17 protein-coding genes are annotated in these 22,533 nt (G+C 66.2%); 8 read left to right on the top strand and 9 right to left on the bottom strand.

Annotation, left to right across the window (positions count from 1 at the left end):
• Positions 1 to 17: 17 nt before the first annotated feature.
• Positions 18 to 1,610 carry a class I adenylate-forming enzyme family protein gene (locus ACTG4K_RS02225; RefSeq protein WP_439112563.1) on the top strand — a complete coding sequence of 531 codons (1,593 nt, stop codon included), beginning with the start codon at positions 18 to 20 and terminating at the stop codon, positions 1,608 to 1,610.
• Here ACTG4K_RS02225 and ACTG4K_RS02220 read toward each other — a convergent pair.
• Positions 1,580 to 3,022 carry an AmpG family muropeptide MFS transporter gene (locus ACTG4K_RS02220; protein WP_439112562.1) on the bottom strand — a complete coding sequence of 481 codons (1,443 nt, stop codon included), beginning with the start codon at positions 3,020 to 3,022 and terminating at the stop codon, positions 1,580 to 1,582. The genes ACTG4K_RS02225 and ACTG4K_RS02220 overlap by 31 nt on opposite strands.
• Before the next feature lie 59 nt (positions 3,023 to 3,081).
• On the opposite strand from ACTG4K_RS02220, the gene ACTG4K_RS02215 reads away from it, so the two are divergent.
• Positions 3,082 to 3,960 (top strand): M48 family metallopeptidase, encoded by an 879-nt coding sequence (locus ACTG4K_RS02215; protein ID WP_439112561.1) that lies wholly within the window; start codon positions 3,082 to 3,084, stop codon positions 3,958 to 3,960.
• A gap of 31 nt (positions 3,961 to 3,991) precedes the next feature.
• Here the strand turns inward: ACTG4K_RS02215 and ACTG4K_RS02210 are convergent, their stop codons facing one another.
• The gene (locus tag ACTG4K_RS02210; RefSeq protein WP_439112560.1) at positions 3,992 to 4,630 is read right to left on the bottom strand and encodes an MBL fold metallo-hydrolase; all 639 of its coding nucleotides are present in this window, start codon (positions 4,628 to 4,630) and stop codon (positions 3,992 to 3,994) included.
• A 7-nt stretch (positions 4,631 to 4,637) separates the two neighbouring features.
• On the bottom strand, positions 4,638 to 5,429 hold the full coding sequence (locus ACTG4K_RS02205; protein ID WP_439112559.1) for an exodeoxyribonuclease III: 792 nt from the start codon (positions 5,427 to 5,429) through the stop codon (positions 4,638 to 4,640).
• Positions 5,430 to 5,439: 10 nt separating this feature from the next.
• Between ACTG4K_RS02205 and pyrE the strand changes: the two genes are divergently transcribed.
• Positions 5,440 to 6,159 carry an orotate phosphoribosyltransferase gene (gene pyrE / locus ACTG4K_RS02200; protein WP_439112558.1) on the top strand — a complete coding sequence of 240 codons (720 nt, stop codon included), beginning with the start codon at positions 5,440 to 5,442 and terminating at the stop codon, positions 6,157 to 6,159.
• 9 nt (positions 6,160 to 6,168) lie between these two features.
• Positions 6,169 to 6,825 (top strand): DUF4124 domain-containing protein, encoded by a 657-nt coding sequence (locus tag ACTG4K_RS02195; protein ID WP_439112557.1) that lies wholly within the window; start codon positions 6,169 to 6,171, stop codon positions 6,823 to 6,825.
• A 129-nt stretch (positions 6,826 to 6,954) separates the two neighbouring features.
• Here ACTG4K_RS02195 and gatB read toward each other — a convergent pair whose 3' ends face one another.
• The 3 genes from gatB to gatC are packed head-to-tail and all read right to left on the bottom strand — an operon-like array spanning position 6,955 to position 10,210.
• Entirely contained in the window at positions 6,955 to 8,415 is a 1,461-nt protein-coding gene (gene gatB, locus ACTG4K_RS02190) for an Asp-tRNA(Asn)/Glu-tRNA(Gln) amidotransferase subunit GatB (RefSeq protein ID WP_439112556.1), read from the bottom strand.
• A gap of 2 nt (positions 8,416 to 8,417) precedes the next feature.
• Positions 8,418 to 9,914 (bottom strand): Asp-tRNA(Asn)/Glu-tRNA(Gln) amidotransferase subunit GatA, encoded by a 1,497-nt coding sequence (gene gatA, locus ACTG4K_RS02185; protein ID WP_439112555.1) that lies wholly within the window; start codon positions 9,912 to 9,914, stop codon positions 8,418 to 8,420.
• Entirely contained in the window at positions 9,911 to 10,210 is a 300-nt protein-coding gene (gene gatC, locus ACTG4K_RS02180) for an Asp-tRNA(Asn)/Glu-tRNA(Gln) amidotransferase subunit GatC (RefSeq protein WP_439112554.1), read from the bottom strand. Before gatC ends, gatA begins: the two co-directional genes overlap by 4 nt.
• A gap of 272 nt (positions 10,211 to 10,482) precedes the next feature.
• On the opposite strand from gatC, the gene ACTG4K_RS02175 reads away from it, so the two are divergent.
• From ACTG4K_RS02175 to mrdA, 4 genes are all read left to right on the top strand, one after another.
• On the top strand, positions 10,483 to 11,526 hold the full coding sequence (locus ACTG4K_RS02175) for a rod shape-determining protein (protein ID WP_439112553.1): 1,044 nt from the start codon (positions 10,483 to 10,485) through the stop codon (positions 11,524 to 11,526).
• 45 nt (positions 11,527 to 11,571) lie between these two features.
• The gene (gene mreC / locus ACTG4K_RS02170) at positions 11,572 to 12,519 is read left to right on the top strand and encodes a rod shape-determining protein MreC (protein ID WP_439112552.1); all 948 of its coding nucleotides are present in this window, start codon (positions 11,572 to 11,574) and stop codon (positions 12,517 to 12,519) included.
• A complete protein-coding gene (gene mreD, locus ACTG4K_RS02165) occupies positions 12,516 to 13,046 on the top strand; it encodes a rod shape-determining protein MreD (protein ID WP_439112551.1) in 531 nt (176 codons plus the stop codon). Before mreC ends, mreD begins: the two co-directional genes overlap by 4 nt.
• Before the next feature lie 257 nt (positions 13,047 to 13,303).
• A complete protein-coding gene (gene mrdA, locus ACTG4K_RS02160; RefSeq protein ID WP_439112550.1) occupies positions 13,304 to 15,289 on the top strand; it encodes a penicillin-binding protein 2 in 1,986 nt (661 codons plus the stop codon).
• A gap of 29 nt (positions 15,290 to 15,318) precedes the next feature.
• Here the strand turns inward: mrdA and ACTG4K_RS02155 are convergent, their stop codons facing one another.
• From ACTG4K_RS02155 to ACTG4K_RS02145, 3 genes are all read right to left on the bottom strand, one after another.
• The gene (locus tag ACTG4K_RS02155; protein WP_439112549.1) at positions 15,319 to 17,364 is read right to left on the bottom strand and encodes a two-component system sensor histidine kinase NtrB; all 2,046 of its coding nucleotides are present in this window, start codon (positions 17,362 to 17,364) and stop codon (positions 15,319 to 15,321) included.
• A gap of 91 nt (positions 17,365 to 17,455) precedes the next feature.
• Positions 17,456 to 18,262 (bottom strand): carbon-nitrogen hydrolase family protein, encoded by an 807-nt coding sequence (locus tag ACTG4K_RS02150; RefSeq protein WP_439112548.1) that lies wholly within the window; start codon positions 18,260 to 18,262, stop codon positions 17,456 to 17,458.
• Positions 18,263 to 18,321: 59 nt separating this feature from the next.
• Positions 18,322 to 22,524: a YhdP family protein gene (locus ACTG4K_RS02145; RefSeq protein ID WP_439112547.1), complete on the bottom strand. Its 4,203-nt coding sequence runs from the start codon at positions 22,522 to 22,524 to the stop codon at positions 18,322 to 18,324.
• Positions 22,525 to 22,533: the final 9 nt, after the last annotated feature.

Here is a 22,533-nt window from a genome sequence, read left to right as displayed (position 1 = left end):
CGCGTAAAGTCGCCCGCATGTGGACCACACCGCCCGGGCCTGGCGCCCCACCACCCGATGCCCCCAACCCAGCGCCAGCGCTGCCTGCGGGGTCGCTTGACGCTTTGCTGCAGCAACAGGCGGCCCAACGGCCCGATGCGCTGGCGCTGAGCTGGCGCGACCCGACGGGCCCGGTGAGCGGGCCTTGGGCCCAGCTCACATACGCAGACCTGACCCAACGCGTGGACACCATCGCATCCCAGCTGACACCCAGCCTGCGCCGGGGTGACCGCGTGGCCTGGCTCGGCCTGAACCACCCAGCACAGCTCGCGCTGCTGTTTGCCCTGGCGCGCCTCGGCGCGGTGCTGGTACCGCTGAACCACCGCCTGTCACCGGCCGAATGGGGCGCCGTGCTGCAAGACTGCACGCCCGCCTTGCTGGTCCACGACGACACCCTGGCCACGGCCGCGCGCACACTGGTGCAACGGCTTGAGTCACCCTTGGCGCTGTGGTCCGTACAGGCGCTGAGCACCGTCAGCGAACCCGCACAGCCCGCTGCACCCGCCACCGATGCGCTGGACAGCCCGCTGCTGTTGGTCTACACATCGGGCACCACCGGGCTGCCCAAAGGCGCGGTACACACCCAGAGCAATGTGCTGGCCAACATGGCCATTGCCGCGCAGGTGCAAGGCATGAGGGCTGCCGACACCGTGCTCACGGTGCTGCCGCTGTTCCATGTGGGCGGGTTGGGCATCCAGACGCTGCCGGCGCTGTCGGTGGGGGCGCATGTGTTGCTGTTTGCGCGCTTTGACGCCAGCGCCACGCTGGCCTGCCTGCACCACGAGCGCCCCACGCTCACGCTGCAGGTGCCCGCCACCTTGCAGGCGCTCACCAGCCACAGCCAGTGGACGGCCACCGATGTGTCGGGCCTGCGCGCGGTGTGGGCAGGCTCCAGCCTGTTGCCACCCGAGCCGCTGCTGGCGTTCATGGCGCGCGGCGTGCCGGTGTGCAACGTGTACGGCAGCACCGAAACCGGGCCGTTTTCCATTGCCCTGCCGCCCGCCCAGGCACAAGACCATGTGGGCTCGTGCGGTTGGCCGGCGCCGGGGGTGGACGTGGTGCTGCGCGATGCGCAGGGCCTGCCGGTGGCACCCGGCGCCGTGGGTGAGCTGTGGGTGCGCGGGCCCAATGTGGTGCACCGCTACTGGCCGGACCGCGCCGCGCTGGACGGTGCGGGGTTTTTCCACACTGGCGACTTGGCACAACAGGCAGCCGATGGCAGCTACACCGTGGTGGGGCGGGCCAAAGACATGGTCATTTCGGGCGGTGAAAACATCTACCCAGCCGAGATCGAGAACCTGCTGGCGCAACACCCCAGCGTGGCCGAATGCGCGGCGCTGGGCCAGGCTGACGAGCGCTGGGGTGAGGTGCTGGTGGCCGTGGTGGTGCTGCGCGACAGCACCCCACCAGATGCAGACTGGGCACAACCCCTGCAGCACTTTCTGGACGGACGGCTGGCGCGCTACAAATGGCCGCGCCGCTGGCTCAAGGTGGATGCCCTGCCCAAGACCGCGCTGGGCAAGGTGCAAAAAGCAGCGCTTCAGGCGTTGTTGGCCGGGTCGGGCGGCTGACGCACCGCCATGGCGCCGGGCTGCAAGCGCGTGGCCAGCCACACCAGCAGCAGCACCGGCACACCCAAAAACGCAGTGGCGGTGAAAAAGGTGGCGTAGTCGTATGCGTCCACAAACGCGCCCGAATAACCGGCCAGCCACTTCGGCGCCAGCAGCATCATGGAGCTGAACAGCGCATATTGCGTGGCCGAGTAGGTCACGTTGGTCAGGCTCGACAGGTAAGCAATGAACGCCGCCGAAGCCACACCAGCGCTCAGGTTGTCGGCCGAGATCACGGCAATCAGCGCCGTCACGTCATGCCCGTGCCCAGCCAGCCAGGCAAACAGCAGGTTGCTCGCGGCAGACAACACGGCGCCCAGCATCAGCACCCGCATGACACCCAGCTTGAGCGACAGCGCCCCGCCAATGAAGGCGCCCACCAGCGTCATGATGATGCCGTAGACCTTGGTTACTGCCGCCACCTCGTCTTTGGTGTAACCCATGTCCACATAAAATGGGTTGGCCATGATGCCCATCACCACATCGCTGATGCGGTACACACCAATCAGCGCCAAGATCAGCAGCGCCTGCTTGCCGTAGCGTTTCAGAAAATCGGCAAACGGCTCCACCAGCGCGCTGCGCAACCACTCGGCCGCGTTTTTGGACGGCGCCAACGCCACGCGCACCGGCTCGCGGGTGAACAGCACGGTGAGCACCCCCACCAGCATGCTGGCCGCCATGACAAGGTAGGCCGACGTCCAGGCGGCCTGCTGGTACAGCACACCCGGCCCTGCCACTCCGGCGGTGGCCACGGCAGGCGCCACCTCGGCGCGGGCCGCCAGCCACAACACGCCGGCACCGGCCCAGATCATGGCCAGGCGGTAGCCGGTCTGGTAGGTGGCGGCCAGCGCACCCTGGTGGCGCGCGTCGGCTGATTCGATACGAAAGGCATCCAGCGCAATGTCCTGCGTGGCCGAGGCAAACGCCACCGCCAGCGCACACCACACCACCAGCGTGAGCTGGCTGCGCGGGTCGGCCAGCGCCATACCCACCAGCGCAGCCATGATGGCCAGCTGCGACAGCAGCAACCAGCTGCGCCGCCGGCCCATGAAGCGCGTGAGCAGCGGAATGGGCATGCGGTCCACCAGCGGTGCCCAGCACCACTTGAAACCATAGGCCAGCCCCACCCAGCTCAGGTAACCGATGGTGGTGCGGTCCAGCCCGGCTTCGCGCAGCCGAAAGCTCAGCGTGCCCAGCACCAGCAGCAACGGCAGGCCGGCTGAAAAACCCAGCGCAAACATGCGCAGGCTGGCGGGCTCCAGGTACACCCGCAAGGTGTCACCCCAGGTGGGCTTCAACTCGGCGGCGGGTGTCGCGGGCTCGGTGGCTGCAGGTGGCACGGTGGGCAAGGCAGAAGGCGGAGGCAGCGACATCGGTTGGAGCAGATTGGCTTGTGCAGGCGCACATGCGCCGCTTTGTCTATTATTGACCTATGTGCATCTTCTGCGACCTTCGATCGGCCTCGACCGCCACCCCGTCGTCCCCCGCGGCACCGCCGGGCGGGCAACCTGTGTGGTCGGCCCGGCGCGCCTTTGTGTTGGCGGGGGCGGCGGCCGCCACGTTGCCGGCGGCGGCACAGGTGGATGTGGGCAAATCGTCTGCCCTGCGCAAGCTGGTGCCCGCCGAAGAACTGGAAGGCGCCGCGCGGCAGCAATACGCCCAGATGATGGGCGAAGCCGGAGGCAAACAGGCCCTGCTGCCCACTAGCCACCCGCAGGTGCAACGCCTACGCCGCATTGCGCAGCGCATCATTCCGCACGCGCCCGCCTGGAACGCGCGCGCCACGCAATGGCAATGGGAAGTGAACCTGATCCAGAGCCCGCAGGTCAATGCGTTTTGCATGCCCGGCGGCAAAATCGCTTTTTACACCGGCATTCTGGACAAGCTCAAACTGAGCGACGACGAGGCCGCCATGATCATGGGCCATGAAATGGCCCATGCCCTGCGCGAGCACGCCCGCGAACGGGTAGCCAAAAGCAGCGCCACCAACCTCGGCCTGCGCCTGGGCGCGCAGTTGCTGGGCCTGGGCGAACTGGGCAACGTGGCCGCCGGCCTGGGCACCCAACTGCTGACCCTAAAGTTCAGCCGCGAAGACGAGTCAGAAGCCGACCTGGTGGGCCTGGAACTGGCCGCCCGCGCTGCCTACAAGCCCCAGGCCAGCGTGAGCCTGTGGGAAAAAATGACCGCGGCCTCGGGCGGTGCGGGGCCGGGCTTCTTGTCCACCCACCCCAGCGGACCCAACCGCATACGCGACCTGCAGGCCAATGTGCCCAAGGTGCAAGGGCTGTACGAGGCAGCACGGCGGGGTTGATGCCTGCGCCCGCAGGAGACGGTGCTGAAACTCAGCCCCGTCCTACATAGGGGTTGAAGCGGCGCTCTTCGCCCAAGGTGCTCTCTGGCCCATGGCCAGGAATGAACACCGTGTCGTCTCCCATGGGCCACAGGCGCTCCTGGATGCTGCTGATGAGCTGGGCGTGGTTGCCCTGTGGAAAATCGGTGCGCCCGATGCTGCCGGCAAACAGCACGTCACCCACAAACACACGCTTCGCCTCTGGGCTGTGAAACACCACATGGCCGGGCGTGTGGCCAGGGCAGTGGCGCACATTGAGCGTGCAGTGCCCGATGTGCACCGTGTCGCCGTCGGCCAGCCAGCGCGTGGGCGTGAAGTGGCCAGCGGGCGGGAAACCAAACATCTGACTTTGCTGGGGCAGCCCATCGATCCAGAACTGGTCGCCCGGGTGCGGGCCAATGATGGGCAAGCCCAGACGTTCGGCCAGCTCGGCGGTGCCGCCGGCGTGGTCAATGTGGGCGTGCGTGAGCCAGATGGCTTTGAGATGGACGCCCAGACGCTTCACCTCGGCCAGCAACCGGTCCAGGTCGCCACCGGGGTCGATGATGGCCGCGTCCAGGGTTTGGTCGCACCAGACGATGGAGCAGTTCTGGGCGAAGGCGGTGACGGGGACGGTGAAGTACTGAAACATGTCGGGCTCAAATCGAAAAGTCGTATTCGATGGTGATGGGCGCGTGGTCCGAGAACTTCTCGGTTTTGTAGATCGCCTCGGTGCGCGCTTGCGATGCCAGCGCGGGTGTGGCCAGGTGGTAGTCGAGTCGCCAGCCCACGTTGTTGGCGTAGGCCTGGCCGCGGTTGCTCCACCAGGTGTAGCAAGCGTCGGTGGTGTCGGGCTGCAGGTGGCGGTACACGTCCACCAGGCCGCCGTCGGTGAGCAACTGCGTCATCCAGGCGCGCTCTTCGGGTAGAAAGCCGCTGTTCTTCTGGTTGCTGCGCCAGTTCTTCAGGTCGGCTTGCTGATGGGCGATGTTGATGTCGCCGCACAAGACAAACTCGCGCTCGCCTTTGAGCGCCATCAGGTGGGGGTACATGAGGGCGAGGAAGCGGTATTTGGCTTCTTGCCGCTCAGGGCCAGACGAGCCGCTGGGAAAGTAGGCGCTGATCAGCGACAGCTTGCGCGAAGGCGTGTCAAAACGCAGTTCCACATAACGGCCTTCGGCGTCGAACTCACCGCCGTCAAAGCCCACCACCACGTCGCTGGGTTCGTGGCGGGTGTACACGCCAACGCCGGAATAACCTTTTTTCTCGGCGCAGTGAAAGTAACCATTCAAACCCGCCAGCGCTTCAAAGCGGCCGCTCAGGTCGGCGGCCTGCGCCTTGATTTCCTGCACACAAATACAATCGGGCTGGTGCCCCGCGAGCCATGCCTCCAGCCCTTTGGTGCTGGCAGAGCGTATGCCGTTGAGGTTGAGGCTGGTCAGTTTGAACAAGGAATTCCCCATGGTGTTGGATGTGGGCACGGCGGCTGCCGGTGCTGAAGGTGGCGGCGCTTTGGCGCAGGACTTTGTGCAGTTCTGCGTGGACTCGGGCGTGTTGCGCTTCGGCGAGTTCAAGACCAAGGCCGGGCGTCTGTCACCGTATTTTTTCAATGCGGGCCTGTTTGACGACGGCGCCAAGCTGGGTCGACTCGCGCAATTTTATGCAAAAGCCCTGGTCGACAGCGGCATCGAATTTGACATGATCTTTGGCCCGGCCTACAAAGGCATCCCGCTCGGGGCAGCGGTGTCCATCGAGCTGGCACGCATGGGGCGCAACGCGCCGTTTGCCTACAACCGCAAAGAAGCCAAAGACCACGGCGAGGGCGGCACGCTGGTGGGCGCACCACTCAAGGGCCGGGTGCTGATCGTGGACGATGTGATGAGCGCCGGCACCGCCGCGCGCGAATCCATCGCCTTGATACAAGCCGCTGGCGCCACACCACACGCGGTGGCGATTGCCCTGGACCGCCAGGAAAAAGCCACTGAAATGGGCCCGGACGGCCAGATTCGTGACGTGGAGCACAGTGCAGTGCAATATGTGCAGCACCAGCTGGGCTTGCAAGTCTGCGCCATTGCGAGGCTGGCCGATTTGCTGCAGTATCTAACGGATAACACCGGCGGTGAGCTCGGCGCTCATCTTGAGCGTGTGCAGGCCTACCGCCAGCGCTACGGCGTGGCCTGAGGAAACCTTGTGCATCGAAACTGCCTGTCTTTGTCGCGCACCCCGGCGGGTGCGTTGTGTGTCGCGCTGCTGGCGCTGAGCTGGGCGACGGGCCTGTCAGCCCAGAGCAACACACAGGGTATTTACACCTGCATCGACAGCAAGGGTCGCCGTATCACCTCGGACCGGCCCATTCACGAATGCCTGGACCGTGAACAACGCCAGCTGGGCAGCACCGGTGTGGTGCGCCGCGTGCTGCCACCGAGCTACACAGCCGAGGAACGCGCCCGGCTGGACGCGCAGCGCAAGGAAGAAGACGAGCAGCGTGCGCGGCTCGCCGAGGAAAAACGCCGCGACCGTGCGCTGCTGATCCGCTACCCCACACTGGCGTCCCACGAAAAAGAGCGTGGCGAGGCGCTGAACCAGGTTGACGAGGTGATTGGTGCGGTGAACAAGCGCGAACGGGCTCTGGAAGAGCAGCGCAAAAACATCGCCACCGAAATGGAATTTTATCAACGGGACCCCACCAAGATCCCGACTTGGCTGCGCCGAAAATCTGAAGACAACCAGCAGCAGGTGCTGGTGCAAAAGCGTTTTCTGGACGAACAAGCCCAGGAAAAAAAGCGCATCAACGCACGCTTTGATGAAGAGCTGGTCAAGCTGCGCCAGCTCTGGAGCGGTAGGTGAACGCCTCCCTGCGCCGCTGACGCGGCTCCCCCCTTGAGGGGGACAGCAGTTGTGGCCCGGCGAAGCTGGTTCCACGGTGCTTCTGGGTTAGGGCACGCGCGCAGGACAAGGCCCGCGCCCCTCGCTAGCTCACTGCAGTTTCTGCTTCAGCACGTCGTTGACCTGCTGCGGGTTGGCCTTGCCTCTGCTGGCTTTCATGACGAGACCCACCAGCGCGTTGAAGGCCTTGTCTTTGCCAGCGCGGAACTGCTCGACCATGGGCGCGTTGGCGGCCATCACCTCGTCGATGATTTTCTCCAGTGCGCCGCTGTCGTTCATCTGCTTGAGGCCTTTGGCTTCGATGACGGCGTCAACATCGGCAGACTCGCCAGTCCAGAGCGATTCAAACACCTGCTTGGCCGCGTTGTTGGACACGGTGCCGTCCGCAATGCGGCCAATGAGCGCAGCCAACTGCGCAGCGCTCACCGGCACGCCGGCCATGTCGCGCTCTTCTGCGTTCAGCCGGCGCGAGACCTCGCCCATGATCCAGTTGCTGGCCATCTTGGCCTGGCCGGATGCCTTCGCTGCCGTCTCAAAATACGCCGCCATGGCCGGACTCTGGGTGAGCGTGGTCGCGTCGTACTCGGGCAAGCCGTACTCAGCCACCAGACGCTCGGCCATCTGGCGCGGCAACTCAGGCATGTCGCCTTTCACACGCTCCACCCAGTCGCGGCCAATCACCAGCGGCGGCAGGTCGGGGTCGGGGAAGTAGCGGTAGTCGGCCGCGTCTTCCTTGGTGCGCATGGCGCGGGTTTCACCGGTGTCGGGGTCAAACAGCACGGTGGCCTGCTGAATGGTGTGGCCGTCTTCAATCTGGTCGATCTGCCAGCGCACCTCGTAGTCGATCGCTTGTTGCATGAACTTGAACGAGTTCAGGTTCTTGATCTCGCGGCGCGTCCCCAGCTCGCTACCGGGCTTGCGAACCGACACGTTGGCGTCGCAACGGAAGCTGCCTTCTTGCATGTTGCCGTCGCAAATGCCGATCCAGGTCACGATCTTGTGCAGCTCTTTCGCGTAGGCCACGGCCTCGGCGCTGCTGCGCATGTCGGGCTCTGTCACGATCTCCAGCAGTGGCGTGCCGGCGCGGTTCAGATCAATGCCCGACTGGCCAACGAAGTCTTCGTGCAGGCTCTTGCCCGCGTCTTCTTCCAGATGAGCGCGCACCAAGTGCACCGTCTTCTTCTCGTCCCCCAGGAAAAACGACACCTCGCCACCCTGCACCACCGGGATCTCAAACTGGCTGATCTGATAGCCCTTGGGCAGGTCGGGGTAGAAGTAATTTTTGCGGGCAAACACGCTTTGCTCCGCAATGTGCGAGCCCAGCGCCAGACCCAGGCGAATGGCTTTTTCGACCGCACCGCGGTTCATCACCGGCAGCGTGCCGGGCAGCGCCAAGTCCACCGCGCAGGCTTGCGTGTTGGGCTCGGCGCCAAAGGCCGTGGGCGCACGGCTGAAAATTTTGCTTTGCGTGGAGAGCTGGGCATGGGTTTCAAAGCCGATGACAACTTCGTAACCTTGCACCAAGAGGGAAGCTTGTTTCTTGTCACTCATGTTCAGTAGCCCTGTGGCGTTTTGAGATGCCAGTCGGTGGCTTGCTGAAAGGCGTGAGCTGTCTGCAGCAGCTCGCCTTCCTTGAAATAGTTACCCACGAGCTGCAGACCCACCGGCATGTTGGCAGCGCCAAAACCGGCTGGCACGCTCATGCCAGGCAAGCCAGCGAGGCTGGTGGACAAGGTGTAAATGTCGGCCAGGTAGTTGGCCATCGGGTCGGCACTTTTCTCGCCAATTTTCCACGCCACTGTGGGCGCCACCGGCCCGGCCATCACGTCGCACTGGGTGAAGGCCTGCTGAAAGTCTTGCGCGATCAGGCGGCGGATTTTTTGCGCCTGCAGGTAGTACGCGTCGTAGTACCCGTGGCTCAGGACATAGGTGCCAATCATGATGCGGCGCTGCACCTCGGGGCCAAAGCCTTCGCTGCGCGACTTCTTGTACATGTCGATCAGGTCGTCGTATTGCGCGGCGCGGTGACCGAACTTCACACCGTCAAAACGGCTGAGGTTGCTCGACGCCTCGGCCGGCGCAATGACGTAGTAGACCGGGATTGACAGCTCGGTGCGTGGCAGCGAAATGTCCACCAGCGTGGCGCCCAGTTTTTCGTATTCGGCCAGCGCTGCGCGCACGGCAGCCAGCACATCGGGCGCGCAACCCGCGCCGAAGAATTCGGTGGGCAAACCAATGCGCAGGCCTTTGAGCGGCTGCGCGGCGGTGGCACCGGCGCGAGGCTGAGCCAGAGCCGCGCTGTAGTTTTCGCCCGGGTGGTCCAGGCTGGTGGAATCGCGGTCGATGTCGGGGCCAGCCATGGCGCTCAGCAACACCGCGCAGTCGGCGGCGCTGCGGGCCATGGGCCCGGCCTGGTCGAGGCTGGAGGCAAACGCCACCATGCCATAGCGCGAGCAGCGGCCATAGGTGGGCTTGATGCCGGTGATGCCGCAAAACGCGGCGGGCTGGCGGATGGAGCCGCCGGTGTCGGTGCCGGTGGCGGCAGGCGCCAGGCGGGCCGCCACCGCAGCGGCCGAACCACCCGACGAGCCGCCGGGCACGCGCGACACGTCCCAGGGGTTGTGCGCCGGCCCAAAGGCCGAGTTGTCGTTGCCCGAGCCCATGGCGAACTCATCGCAGTTGAGCTTGCCCAGCGTCACGGCGCCCGCAGCGGCCAGCTGGGTCACCACGGTGGCATCAAACGGGCTTTGGTAGCCGGCCAGCATCTGGGAGCCGGCGGTGGTGGGGAAGTCGCGGGTAACGAAAATATCTTTGTGCGCCAGCGGTACTCCCAGCAGCGGCGTGCGCTCGCCGGCGGCCAAGCGGGCATCAGCGGCCTTGGCCTGGGTCAGGGTGGCTTCTTCGTTGAAGGCGAGGTAGGCGCCCAGGCTGGCATGCTGCTTGGCACGCGCCAGCAGCTGCTGCGCGGCTTCCACGCTGGACACCTTCTGGTGGGCCAGGGCTGAGGCCAGTTCGGCAACGCCCATCTGGTGGATGTCTTGGGCGTTCATTCGATCACCTTGGGTACGAGAAACAGGCCGCGCTCAACGGCGGGCGCGCTCTTTTGGTTGGCTTCGCGGTTGTTGGGCTCGCTGGCCACGTCGGGGCGCAAGCGCAAGCTCACATGGTCGATGACGGCCGTGGGGTGGGCGAGGGGCTCGACGCCGGTGGTGTCGACGGCGTTCATCTGCTCAACGGTCTCGAAAAAACCACTGAGCTGGGTCAGCATGCGTTCGCTCTGGGCGGCAGACAGCTCAAGCCGGGCGAGGTTGGCGATGCGCCCGATGTCGGACAGGGTCAGGGACATGACAGGACTCGGTTGCTGTGTAATACAAAAGAAACAACCCAAGGCGTGAAAAACGCCCCTGCAACGGGTTGTAAAGAGAAGAATTTGCCCCGCAATGCGCACAGTTATGCACAGGGGATACGGTATTATCCAAGGTTTAGCGGCAATACCCGTCCTGCGACGCTTTTTGCCCTTGAATCAAATACTTAGCCACACCTTTCGGCCTACAAGCCAACCCATACCCGGCGATGAGCACGCGAAGCCGTGCCCATGCCCCACAGGACTTTTGCACCATGTTTGAAGCGTTTCGTCGGCAGTTTTCGACCGACCTGGCCATTGACCTCGGCACAGCCAACACCCTGATTTACGTTCGCGGCAAAGGCATCGTCCTTGACGAACCCTCGGTGGTGTCCATTCGTCACGAAGGCGGTCCCCAGGGCAAGAAGACGATTCAGGCCGTGGGCAAAGAAGCCAAGGCGATGTTGGGCAAGGTACCCGGCAACATCGAAGCGATTCGCCCGATGAAAGACGGCGTCATTGCCGACTTCACCGTGACCGAGCAAATGCTCAAGCAGTTCATCAAGATGGTGCATCCGCGCTCGATGTTCAAGCCGAGCCCTCGCATCATCATCTGCGTGCCCTGCGGCTCCACCCAGGTGGAGCGCCGCGCTATCCGCGAGTCGGCCCTGGGCGCTGGCGCCTCCGAGGTTTACCTGATCGAAGAACCCATGGCCGCGGCCATTGGCGCCGGCCTGCCGGTGTCGGACGCTTCCGGCTCGATGGTGGTCGACATTGGTGGTGGCACCACCGAAGTGGGCGTCATCAGCCTGGGCGGCATGGTTTACAAGGGCAGCGTGCGCGTGGGCGGAGACCGCTTTGACGATGCCATCATTGCCTACATCCGCCGCAACTACGGCATGCTGATTGGCGAGCCCACGGCCGAAGCCATCAAGAAGCACATTGGCTCGGCCTTTCCGGGCTCCGAAGTCAAGGAAATGGAAGTCAAGGGCCGCAACCTGTCCGAAGGCGTGCCACGCAGCTTCACCATTTCCAGCAACGAAATTCTCGAAGCCCTGACCGACCCGCTGAACAACATCGTGTCGGCCGTGAAAATGGCGTTGGAGCACACGCCCCCCGAACTGGGCGCCGACATTGCCGAGCGCGGCATGATGTTGACCGGTGGCGGCGCCCTGCTGCGCGACCTGGACCGTCTGCTGGCCGAAGAAACCGGCCTGCCGGTGCTGGTGGCCGAAGAGCCGTTGACCTGCGTGGTGCGCGGCTGCGGCATGGCCCTGGAGCGCATGGAGCGCCTGGGCACCATTTTCACCAGCGAATAACCCCACGCCGCCCGGCGGCACAGCTCCAGCCCCCACCGACCATCCATGCCACTGGGCACCCTGGACCGCACCCCGCCACCGTTTTTTAAACAGGGGCCGTCGGCGCTGTCCAAACTGGTTGTATTCAGCGCACTGGCTTTGTTTGTGATGGTGGCCGACGTGCGTTTCAAGCTCACTGTGCCCATCCGCTCGGCCATGGCCACAGCGCTCTACCCGGTGCAATGGCTGGTGTTGCAACCGGTGCAGGCGGTGGGCCAGGCCGGAGGCTATTTCACGTCGCTGCATCAGGCGCAGCGCAGCGAGGGCGAAGCGCTGCAGCGCCTGGCCACTCAGGCGGGGCAGTCGCTGCAGCTCGAACAACTCAACCTGGAAAACCAGCGCCTGCGCGAACTGCTGGCCATGCGCGCGCGTATCACCACCCCGGCCACCGGCGCACAGGTGCTGTACGACGCAGCCGATCCGTTTTCGCGCAAGGTGGTGATTGACCGCGGGCAAACCCACGGCATAGAGCCAGGCTCGGCCGTGATCGACGAAAGCGGGGTCCTCGGCCAGGTGACCCGCGTGTACCCACTGGTGTCCGAGGTGACCTTGCTGGTGGACCGGGACCAGGCGATTCCCGTGCTCAATACCCGCACCGGTGTGCGCAATGTGGCCTATGGTCAGCCGTCGGCCACCGGCGACGGGCTGGAGCTGCGCTACACGCTGGCCAATGCCGACATCGCACAAGGCGACTTGCTGACCACCAGCGGGGTCGACGGCGTTTACCCGCCCGGCTTGCCGGTGGCGCGTGTGACGCTGGTCGAGCGGCGCGCCGAATCGTCGTTCACCCGCATCGGTTGTGAACCGCTGGCCCGCGTGCAAGGTGCGCTGCATGTGCTGGTGCTGGCGCCCGTGGGGCCCAGCCTGCCGCCATCGCCCCTGCCCGAACCGAGCGGCGCACCGGCGCGCAAAGCCCCCGGCAAAGCCGTGGCCAACCCCCGGAGTGCGCCATGATCATGCGCCGTGGCCAGCAGTTGCTGCTGCCTGTGAACCCGTTCTTCATCTGGTTCACACTGATCGGTGCGCTGCTGCTCAACATGACACTGAACATGGGCCTGTGGGGCCGTGCAGCCTGGGTGCCCGACCTGCTCGCCGTGGTGCTGGTGTTCTGGAGCGTGCACCAGCCGCTGCGCATCGGCGTGGGCGTGGCCTTTGCCTTTGGTCTGGCCATGGACGTGCAGCAGGGCGCGCTGCTGGGCCAGCACGCCCTGGCCTACACGGTGCTCGGCTACTTTGCCGTCTTCATGCACCGGCGCCTGCTCTGGTTTGCGGTGCCCACGCAGGCGGTGCAGCTGTTCCCGTTGTTTTTGGGGGTGCATCTGCTCGAATTGCTGGTGCGCATGGCCTCGGGTGGCACGTTTCCGGGCGGGCTGTTCTTTCTGGCGCCGTTCGTTGAGGCCTTGCTCTGGCCTGTGGCCAGTGTGCTGCTGCTGGCGCCCCAGCGCCGCGCGCCCAACCCCGACGACAACCGGCCACTGTAGATGAAACACCCCCGCGCCGCCTTTGGCGTCGCCCCCTCAAGGGGGCGATGCAAGTGGCCCGGCAAAGCCGGTTTCACCACATATTGGTGCCCCGACACCTCGCGCCGGGCCGACCCGCGCCGTGGTGCAGCCCCGGGTTCCTGCCAGCAGCTGGAGCCCGCTTGGGGGCCAGGTTGCGCCGCCGGGCCGCCCCAAGGCGAAACACCCCCCTTGGGGGGCAGCGACTCGCGCAGCGGCGGAGCATGGGGGCCACATCCATGACGGAGTTACGCAACGTCGAAGCCGACCTGGCGCAGTTCCGCACCCGGGTGGTGGTGGCGGGGCTGGGCGTGTTGCTTGCGTTTGGCCTGATCGCTGCGCGCATGCTGTACCTGCAGGTCGTGCGGCACGACGACCTGCTGGCACAGGCCGAGAGCAACCGCACGGCGGTGCTGCCGGTGGTGCCCAACCGGGGGCAGATTCTGGACCGCTACGGCCGCGTGCTGGCGACCAACTATTCCGCCTACACCTTGGAGATCACACCCTCCAAGGTGGCTGATCTGGACGGCACCATCGACGCCTTGGGTGCGATCGTCGACGTGCCGCCGCGCGACAAACGCCGCTTTCGCAAGCTGTTGGAAGAGTCGCACCGCTTCGACTCGCTGCCCCTGCGCACCCGCCTGAGCGACGAAGAGGTGGCGCGCTTCACGGCCCAGCGCTACCGTTTTCCGGGGGTTGATGTGCGGGCACGGCTGATCCGTCAGTACCCGCATGGCGACGTGGCAAGCCACGTCATAGGCTACATCGGCCGCATCAACCAGCGCGAGAAAGCCAGCATCGAGGAATGGCCCGAGGAAGAACAGGCCAACTACCGGGGCACCGAATACATCGGCAAGCTCGGCGCCGAACAAAGCTATGAACGCGAACTGCACGGCATCACGGGTTTTGAACGGGTGGAAACTTCGGCAGGCGGGCGCGCTGTGCGCTCGCTGGCCAACACGCCGGCCACCCCAGGCAACACGGTGGTGCTGGCGATCGACATTCAGCTGCAGAAGCTGGTGGAAGACATGTTTGGCGAGCGCCGCGGTGCGCTGGTGGCGATCGACCCGCGCAACGGCGAGGTGCTGGCCTTCGTCAGCAAACCCACCTTCGACCCCAACTTGTTCGTCGAAGGTATCGACGTGGAAAACTGGCGCGCACTCAACGAGTCGCTGGACAAACCGCTGTTGAACCGGGCACTGCGCGGCACCTACCCGCCGGGCTCGACCTACAAGCCGTTCATGGCGCTGGGCGCACTGGAAACCGGCACCCGCAGCGCGGGGACCACCATCAACGATCCCGGCTTCTGGATGTTTGGCAACCACCGCTTTCGCAGCCACGGCGACGGTGGGCTGGGCGCGGTCGACATGCGCCGCAGCATCATCAAGTCGAGCAACACTTACTACTACTCGCTGGCCAGCGAAATGGGCGTGGACCTGATGCACGATTTCATGAGGCCGCTGGGTTTTGGACAGATCACCGGCATTGACCTGCGCGGTGAGGTGCGCGGTGTGTTGCCAAGCCAGGAATGGAAGCGCAACGCCTACAAACGGCCCGAGCAAAAACGCTGGTACGCCGGTGAAACCATCTCACTGGGCATTGGCCAGGGCTACAACAATTTCACCATGCTGCAGCTGGCCCACGCCATGGCCACGCTGGCCAACGGCGGCGTGAAATACACACCGCACCTCACCCTGGCCACAGAAGACGTGGTCACCCGAGAACGCACACCGCCCAAGGTGCCCGCGGCCACCCACCTGGGCTACAAACCCGAGCATGTTCAAACCGTGTTGCGGGCCATGCAAGGTGTGACGACCGATGGCACGTCAGCCCGGGTGTTTGCCGGCGCAGGCTACGAAAGCGGTGGCAAAACCGGCACCGCCCAAGCGGTGACGATTGGCCAGAAAGACCGCTACGACGCGCGCAAGCTGGAAGAACACCAGCGCGACCACTCGCTCTACGTGGCCTTCGCCCCCATGGAGCAGCCGCGCGTGGCACTGGCGGTGGTGGTGGAAAACGCTGGGTTTGGTGCGGCACATGCGGCCCCCATTGCGCGCCGGGTGTTTGACTACCTGCTGCAAGACCAGTACCCCACCCCGCAGGACCTGGAGGCGGTACAAAAAGGTCTGGCCGCCAGCCCCATCGGCGCACCGCTAAAGGCCAGTGCGATGCCCTGGCCTCCAACAGAAAAAACGGCTGAAACCAGCCCCGCCACGGCCCCCTAAAACACAGCTGGCGCGGGCTGCAGGCGGCCTCAGGCGCCCGGCAGCGTGAACCTGAACACCGTGCCCCGTGGCAGGAACGGCTCGTGGGTGAGTGCGCCGCCATGCTGCTCGATCACAGTGCGGCACAAGCTCAGGCCCAGCCCCATGCCTTCGGCCTTGGTGGTGAAAAACGGCGTGAACAGTTTGGCCTGCACGTCGGCGCTTAGGCCGTGCCCCCGATCGGTCACCGCGAATTCGACCCAGGACTTCTGCGCCAGCCCGCCCACCAACACACCCGATTGCAAGCGCGACTGGCGCACCGACACCGTGAGCAAGCGCTCGGCAGAGCGGGACGGCGGGTCGCCCTCGGGCATGGCCTGCATGCCGTTGCGCGCGAGGTTCAGCAACACTTGCTCGACCATGGTGCGGTCGCACAGCACCGGCGGCACACCCGGCGCCAACTCGATCTGCACGCGGATGCCCTGTTTTTTGGCCTGCAAACCCAGCAGCGGTGCAATGGCGTCGATAAGGCTTTGCGGCGCCACCGCCTCGCGCACCTGCTCGCGCCGGCGCACGAAGTCGGCCACGCTCTTGATGACCCGGCCGGCGCGTTCGGCCTGTTCGCTGATGCGGCGCATAGCCAGCTGCAAGTCGGCCTGTGGCGCGGCCTGGGTGGTGTCTTGCAGCAGATTGAGCGTGCCGGTGGCGTAGCTGGCAATGGCGGCCAGCGGCTGGTTGAGTTCGTGGCTCAGCAGCGAGGCCATTTCGCCCACCGTGGCCAGCCGGGCAGTGGCCTGCAGGCGGTCTTGCGAAGCGCGGTTGATGTCTTCCACCCGGCGCTGCTCGGTGAGGTCGAGGATGGCGCTCATGTAGCCGGTCTGCACACCTTGGGCGTCGATCAGCGGAGCTTCGATGATGAGCACCGGAAACCGGGTGCCGTCGCTGCGCTGGAACACCGACTCGTAGCCTTCACGGGGCAGCGTCTGCCCGGCCAGGCGCACCGCCAGGCGCTGCTGGTATTCGTCTACCAGCTCGGGCGGCCACCAGGGGGCTGGCAAGCCGGTGCCAATGAGCTGCTCGGCGCTGTAGCCCACCATCTGGCAGAACGCCGGGTTGACGTAGGTGATCCGCCCGTCCATGGCCCTGGCGCGAAGGCCTGTCACCAAGGAATTCTCCATCGCCTTGCGAAAGGCCAGGGCGTCGGCCACGTCCAGCTCGGCGCGCTGGCGCCTTCGCATGTCGCGACCCAGCAAGGCCAGCACCGCCAGCAAAGCCAGCGACAGGGCGCCCACCACGGCGGTCAGCACGTTGGGAAACAGGCCCACAGCCTGGCGCGGACTCTCCATGCGCAGCATGAGGGTGTGACCGGGCAGGTCCAGCAGAATGCTGGCTTGGAGCAGGCGGCGGCTGCTGGTCACGGTGCTGTGCAGCGCCAGGCGCGTGCCGTCGGGCTCGGTAAATGCCAGCCCTCGACCTTGCAACATGGCTTTGTTGGTCAGCTCGGTGAGCACGCCGGGCAGGGTGTAGGTGACGACCAGGAAACCGTTGGGCGCGCCTGCGCGCACCACCGGCAGGCACATTTCCATCAGCTCCAGCCCCTGGCCACCGCTCAGGGGCCAGAAGTAGCTCGGCGAGAACGCCGGGCCGGAGAGTCGCCGCGCGTTTTCACAGGCCTGGCGCACATCGGGCAGGGCCTGATCGCGGTGCAGATAACCCGACAGGTTGGCGAGGTACGGCGTGTCGCGGTGCACCAGCAGCGCGTGGGTGTTGCTGCGCCACTCCAGCCGCACCATCTCGCGGTGGGCGGTGAGCAGTTCGGCCGCCGGTGTCGCCCATGAGTCGGTCGTTGGCGCCACGCTGTGCAGCGACTGCAAAGTCTGCACGTTGCGAATCAGCTCACCGCGGATGTCGCTGGCCACCTGGGCCGCATCGCGTTCCAGCGCGGCCTGGTCGCGGCCCTCTTCGTATTCGCCCGCCAGAAACACCAGCACGCCCAGCAGCGCCAGCACCAGCGCCAACAGCGCACCCCAGAGCAGCCAGCGGCGCGAGCGCAAGCTGGAGCGTGTGGACGCCTTTGACACGACCACGGAGGTCATGCCACCGCGAGATGGGGGCGCGGGCTGACCGGTGGCGCTCCCCGGTGAGGGGTGACGCGCCCTTGGACGCGGGGCAGGGAGCGTCCCCTTTTCATAGCCTGCGGTGCTGCAACGCTGGCAGCTGCATGCGCACGGCTTGCAGGCGCGACATGTCGATGTCGGCCAGCACCACGCCCGGGCCTTCGGCCTGCATGGCCATCACCTCACCCCAAGGGTCGATCACCATGCTGTGGCCCCAGGTGCGGCGGCCGTTTTCGTGCAGACCGCCCTGCGCGCTGGCGATCACGTAGGCCTGGTTTTCAATGGCACGGGCGCGCAGCAGCACCTCCCAGTGGGCCTGGCCAGTGGTGTGGGTGAAGGCAGACGGCACCAGTAACAGATCGGCGGCCAGGGTTCGGTACAGCTCGCCAAAGCGCAGGTCGTAGCACACGCTTTGCCCCACGCGCCAGCTTTCGCCGCTGCGGCTCTTGCAGTCAAACACGGTGGGCGTTTCGCCCGCTCGCAGCACGTTGGCTTCGTCGTAGCTTTCGCGGCCGTTGTCAAAACGGAACAGGTGGATCTTGTCGTAGCGGCTGGCGTTTTCGCCCCGCGGGGTGTAGACCAGCGACGCGTTGGCCGCGTGAAGCGGGTCGTCGGTGGCCATGGGCAGGGTACCGCCCACAACCCAGAGCTTGAGGTCGCGCGCGGCGTCAGACAAAAAGTCTTGCACCGTGCCCAGGCCAGGCGTTTCGGCCAGCAGCAGCTTGTCTTCGTCTTTGTGGCCCATGAAACAAAAATATTCAGGCAGCACGGCCAGCTCGGCACCGGCGCTGGCGGCCTGGCGCAGCAGGCGCAGGGCCTCGCTGAGGTTGGCGTCCAGGCTGATGCCCGAGACCATCTGAATGGCGGCAACTTTCATGGTGACTCCTTGTGGTGGGGTGTGGGCAGTGGCCCCGGGACACCCGGCGGTTCGACAGCTTACTGCAGCGCTGGGGCGGGCGATGCAGCGGGGGTGGCCGGCTGGCGCTGGATCTTTTCCACCTGGGGGTCGGCCCAGCCGCCGGTGATGTGAAATTCTTGGGTGGCCGCGCTTTGCAGTGGCTGGCGCAGCAGAAACTGCGCCAAAAAGGTGCCCAGCCCCACGGCGGGGTTGATGGCGGTCGCAATCAGCGAAGCGGTGCCGGCGTTGATCTCGGGCACCACCACCACCTTCAGGTCTTGCTGCTCGCGCGCCAGGTCGGCCGTGCCTTCCATCAGCACGGCCGCGTTGATGCCCTTCATCTGCAGGTTGTTGGTGAACAGCACCCCCTGGTCGATGCGGGCATCGCCGCGTACGAAATCGAAGGCAAAACCCTCGGAAAACACATCGCGAAAATCGAGTACCAGGCGCCGCGGCAGGGCCTGCAGGCTCAGCACCCCCAGCAGCTTGGCGGCTCCCGGGTCCACCTTCAGGAACTGGCCGCGCTCAATCTCGACCTGCAACTGGCCAGCGAGGCTGGGGTAGTCCAGCGCCAGCGGCGAACCCAGCCAGCCGACGCTGCCCTCCATGCGGCCCTTGCCGCCACGCACCACACCTTCGCGGTCAAAGCGCGACAGCAACTTGCCCGAGTCGTCGATGTCGAGCCTGAAATTCAGGGCGGTTCGCCGCTGCACGGCGGTGCCCGTACCGTTGGGTGATTCCTGCGCGGCCCAGTTGCCGGTGGCACTCAGCCGGGCCTCGGGCAGGCTGAGATTGAGCTTGGTCAAGCGCCATTCGCTGTTGCGCGCGGTGCCGCCGCGGTTGATGGCTTCAATTTCAACCCGCCCCAGGCTGCGGTTGGCCACCCGCAGCTCGTCCACCGCAATGTCCAGCGCAGGCACGCTGGCAGGTTGCTGCAACAACTGCTCCACCTCGGTCGCCACCGTGGGCGCTAGGCTCAGGCGCGCCAGGCGCGCAAACACACTGCCCGCCGTGCCCGCACCCGGCTGGCGGTAGGCCACGTAGCCGTTGAGTTCGTCGGCATCGACGTTGGCACGCCACTGCGTGCCCTCGCGTGCGCCACCCAGCACCACACCGTTGAACACGCGGCCCGCCACGGTGAGGCGGTCGGCACGCACCGCCAGGGTGGTGGGCAGGTAGGCCAGGCTGGTGCTCGAGGCCGCAGCAAGAGCGTCTGCACTGAGTCCAGCGCTGCGCACATCGATACCGGTGGTTGAAGCAAACGCCCGTTCCCAGGCGTCCAGGTTGAGTTGATCCAGCCGAATGTTGCCCAGCACGCCTTCTGTGGGCAGCGGTGCCGCCTCGTTGCCACCCAACCCCACCGCCACGCTGCCACGCAGCACCTGCGGCTCATCGCCACGGATGTCGCGCTCGTATTGCAGGCTGGCCAGCGGGCTCAGCGGCGCTCCGAGCTGCACCGCCAGTCGGTCGGTCTGCGCCACACCGTTCACCACGGACAGCACGCTCGAATCAAAGCGAAGCGGCAGGCTGGCGTCTGTGGCTTTGTTCAGCGGCGCCGGCAGGTTGATGGCCATGCCCTGCAAGTTGCTGTTGACCAGCAGCTCGGGCACGCCCGCGCGAAAACCCAGCTGGGCGGTGTAAGCCGCGCTGCCGCGAGCGTTTTGAAACAGGCGCGACACGAAGCCCAGGCCGGCGTCCCGCAAGCCGTCGGCACTGGCCATGCCCTGGCCCCGAAACTGGATGCGTGGCACGCCACTGGCGTCGGGCCGCATACCGCCTTCAAACCGGATGTCACCGCCATACAGCCGTGCCTGGGCTGCTGCCACACTGAAGCCTTTTTCGCTGAACTGAAGCGTGCCGGTGGCGCGCCCGAGCAGGGGCGATCCGGGGCTGATCTGCACGTCGTTGCCCACAAACTGCACCGTGCCCGCCACGGCGGTCGCGGGCATGTCGAAGAAAGGCAGGTTGAGCTGAAACTGCACGTTGGCCGGACCACCCATGCGCGCCTGTGCCAGGGCCTCGCCGGTCATGGCGTTGAGCGGGCTGTTGCGCACAAAGCCCAGCACCTCACCGGCCGGGCCTTGCGCTCGGGCATTCACCACCAGCGTGGAGGTCTGGGCCAGGTCATCGACGCGGATGTCGGCCTGGCTCAACCGCACATTGGGCGCGCCCTCCAGCCCGCCCTGCAGGCCGGTGAGCTTGAGCGCGGTGCGGTCCAGCACCAGCTCGCCGGCCATGCCGCGCAAGCCCGGCCAGGCCACGTCATCGGCTGTTTGCAAGTAGGTGGGCACGTAGGCAAAGTCCAGCCCCTGCAACTGGGCGCCAATGCGAAACACGCCAGTGGCACCGGGTGCGTCAAATGGCATGTCGTAAATGTCGCCTTGCAGGCGGAAGTCCACCCGGCTGGCCGAGCCGCCGCGAACGGCCTCGCGCACGTAGCGCCGGGCCTGCGTGCCAATGGTGAGCGGCAGGTAGCGGTGCACGCGTGTGGCGTCGGCACGGCTGAGCGTGGCGGTCAGGTCCAGCACGCCCGGAAACCGCGAGCCCGATGCGCTGCGTGCGGCATCGCTGGTGTGCCAGCGCAGCTGGGCTGTGCCCTCGGCGTCGGCGTTGGCCAGGCGCACCGTGTTCACATCCACCTCGATGCGCTCGCCCTCGATGCGCCAGGACGCGTCGGCGTCCAGCCGGGTGAGCGGCAATCGCGTCTCTTCGAAAACGCCGGGCAGGTCGATGGCACCATCATCAATGACCAGCTTGGCGCGGCCGCCGTCGCGGGTGAGGTCGAAGTCCACCGTGGCGCCGGCAATGCCGGGCCGTCCCGGGAGCGGGTACTGACCGGAAGCCGCCAGCCGGCCGCTGGGCTCGCCCGTCAGCGCCAGGCCCACGATGCGGCCTTTGGCCTGGTAATCGCCACCGCGCCAGTCGGGTGCGGGCCCATCGGGTGTCGACGGCAGCGGGTGGGCGCCCTGCCAGCTGGCCGACAAGCCCTCCACCCGGCCCACCGGCTGCAGCGTGGCCAGCAGACCGTGGGTCGCCGTGGTGAGCGGCAGGCGGGTGCCAATGGCGGTCAATGCGGCCAGATCGAGCCGATCGGCCGTCAGCGCCAGGCTGGCTGGGCGCTGGCCCGAGGCGGTGGTGTGCTTCAGGTGCACCACACCACCGGGCCACTCCACCCCCTCGCCGGTGCGAAAGCGCAGGTTGTGCGTGGTGAGGCCAAACCCCTGAGCGTCCCACTGCGCGGCCAGACGCCCATCCAGTGCGTCCAGCAACAGGTCGGGCAACCGCGGCCCCAGCTGTACCGCAACGCCCTGCAAGGCCAGGTCGGCGGTCGCGCCGGCGATCTGCCCACGCGCCACGTCGGCCCAGGCGCGCAAGGCACCCTGGCCCGCCCGCACCTCAACGCCCCATTCAGACAAGTCCAGGTAAGCGCGCAACTGCGCCACGTCCACCCGCTGGAAGTCGGCGTACAGCTCGCCGTCCCAGCGGTGCCAGGGCGCCTGGCCAGGTGCGCGGTTGCGTCCCAAGTTCAGCAGCGGTTCGCGCAGGCGGGCGCGCAGGCTGAAGCGGTCGCCCCAGTCGGGCGGCGGCGTGGCGTCCAGTTGCATGTGGTGCGTGCGCGCGGTGTTGCGCACCACCAGGTTGAGCGCGGCCAGCGCCAGCGGCGGCTGGCCGCGCAGGTCGTCGGTCCAGCGCACGGTGCCACCCTGAATGACAAACTCGTCTTGCGAAAAAAACCAGTCGGCGCCCGCGCTGTCGGCTTCGCCCGGGCCCGACAGGTCCAGGCCCGCCACCTCAATGCGCCCTTGCGCGGTGCGCCGCACGTCAAGCACCGGCTGCTCAACCACGACCTGCTCAAAACCGAGCCGCCAGAGCGAGCCCACCGAGACCGATGCGCGCACCAGCGGCAGCTCCAGCGCCGGTCGCCCCTGCGGGTCGAACAGCTGCACTCCGCGCAATTCGAAGCTGGGCATGAACGCCGGCAGCAAGCCCTGGGCGGCACTGCGGGGCTCGGCCCGGATTTCACCCACCCGCACCGGAACCCCTACAGCGGCGCCGGCCCAGCGTTCCAGCTCGGGGCGCCACTCGCCGATTCGGGGCACAATCAATAAATGCAAGGTCCCCCAGGTCAGTGCAAACAGCCCCCAAGCGGCCAAAATTACCCACAGCAGCAGCCGCGTCACGGCGGCAAGTGTTTTGAGGGTTCGCGTGGCTGATGCGATAGGTGCCGGGGTTTGATTCATGTCCAACGC

It is taken from the genome of Hydrogenophaga sp. (assembly GCF_965657535.1).
GTDB lineage: Bacteria > Pseudomonadota > Gammaproteobacteria > Burkholderiales > Burkholderiaceae_C > Hydrogenophaga.
This window is presented reverse-complemented; position numbering and strand designations above follow the sequence as displayed.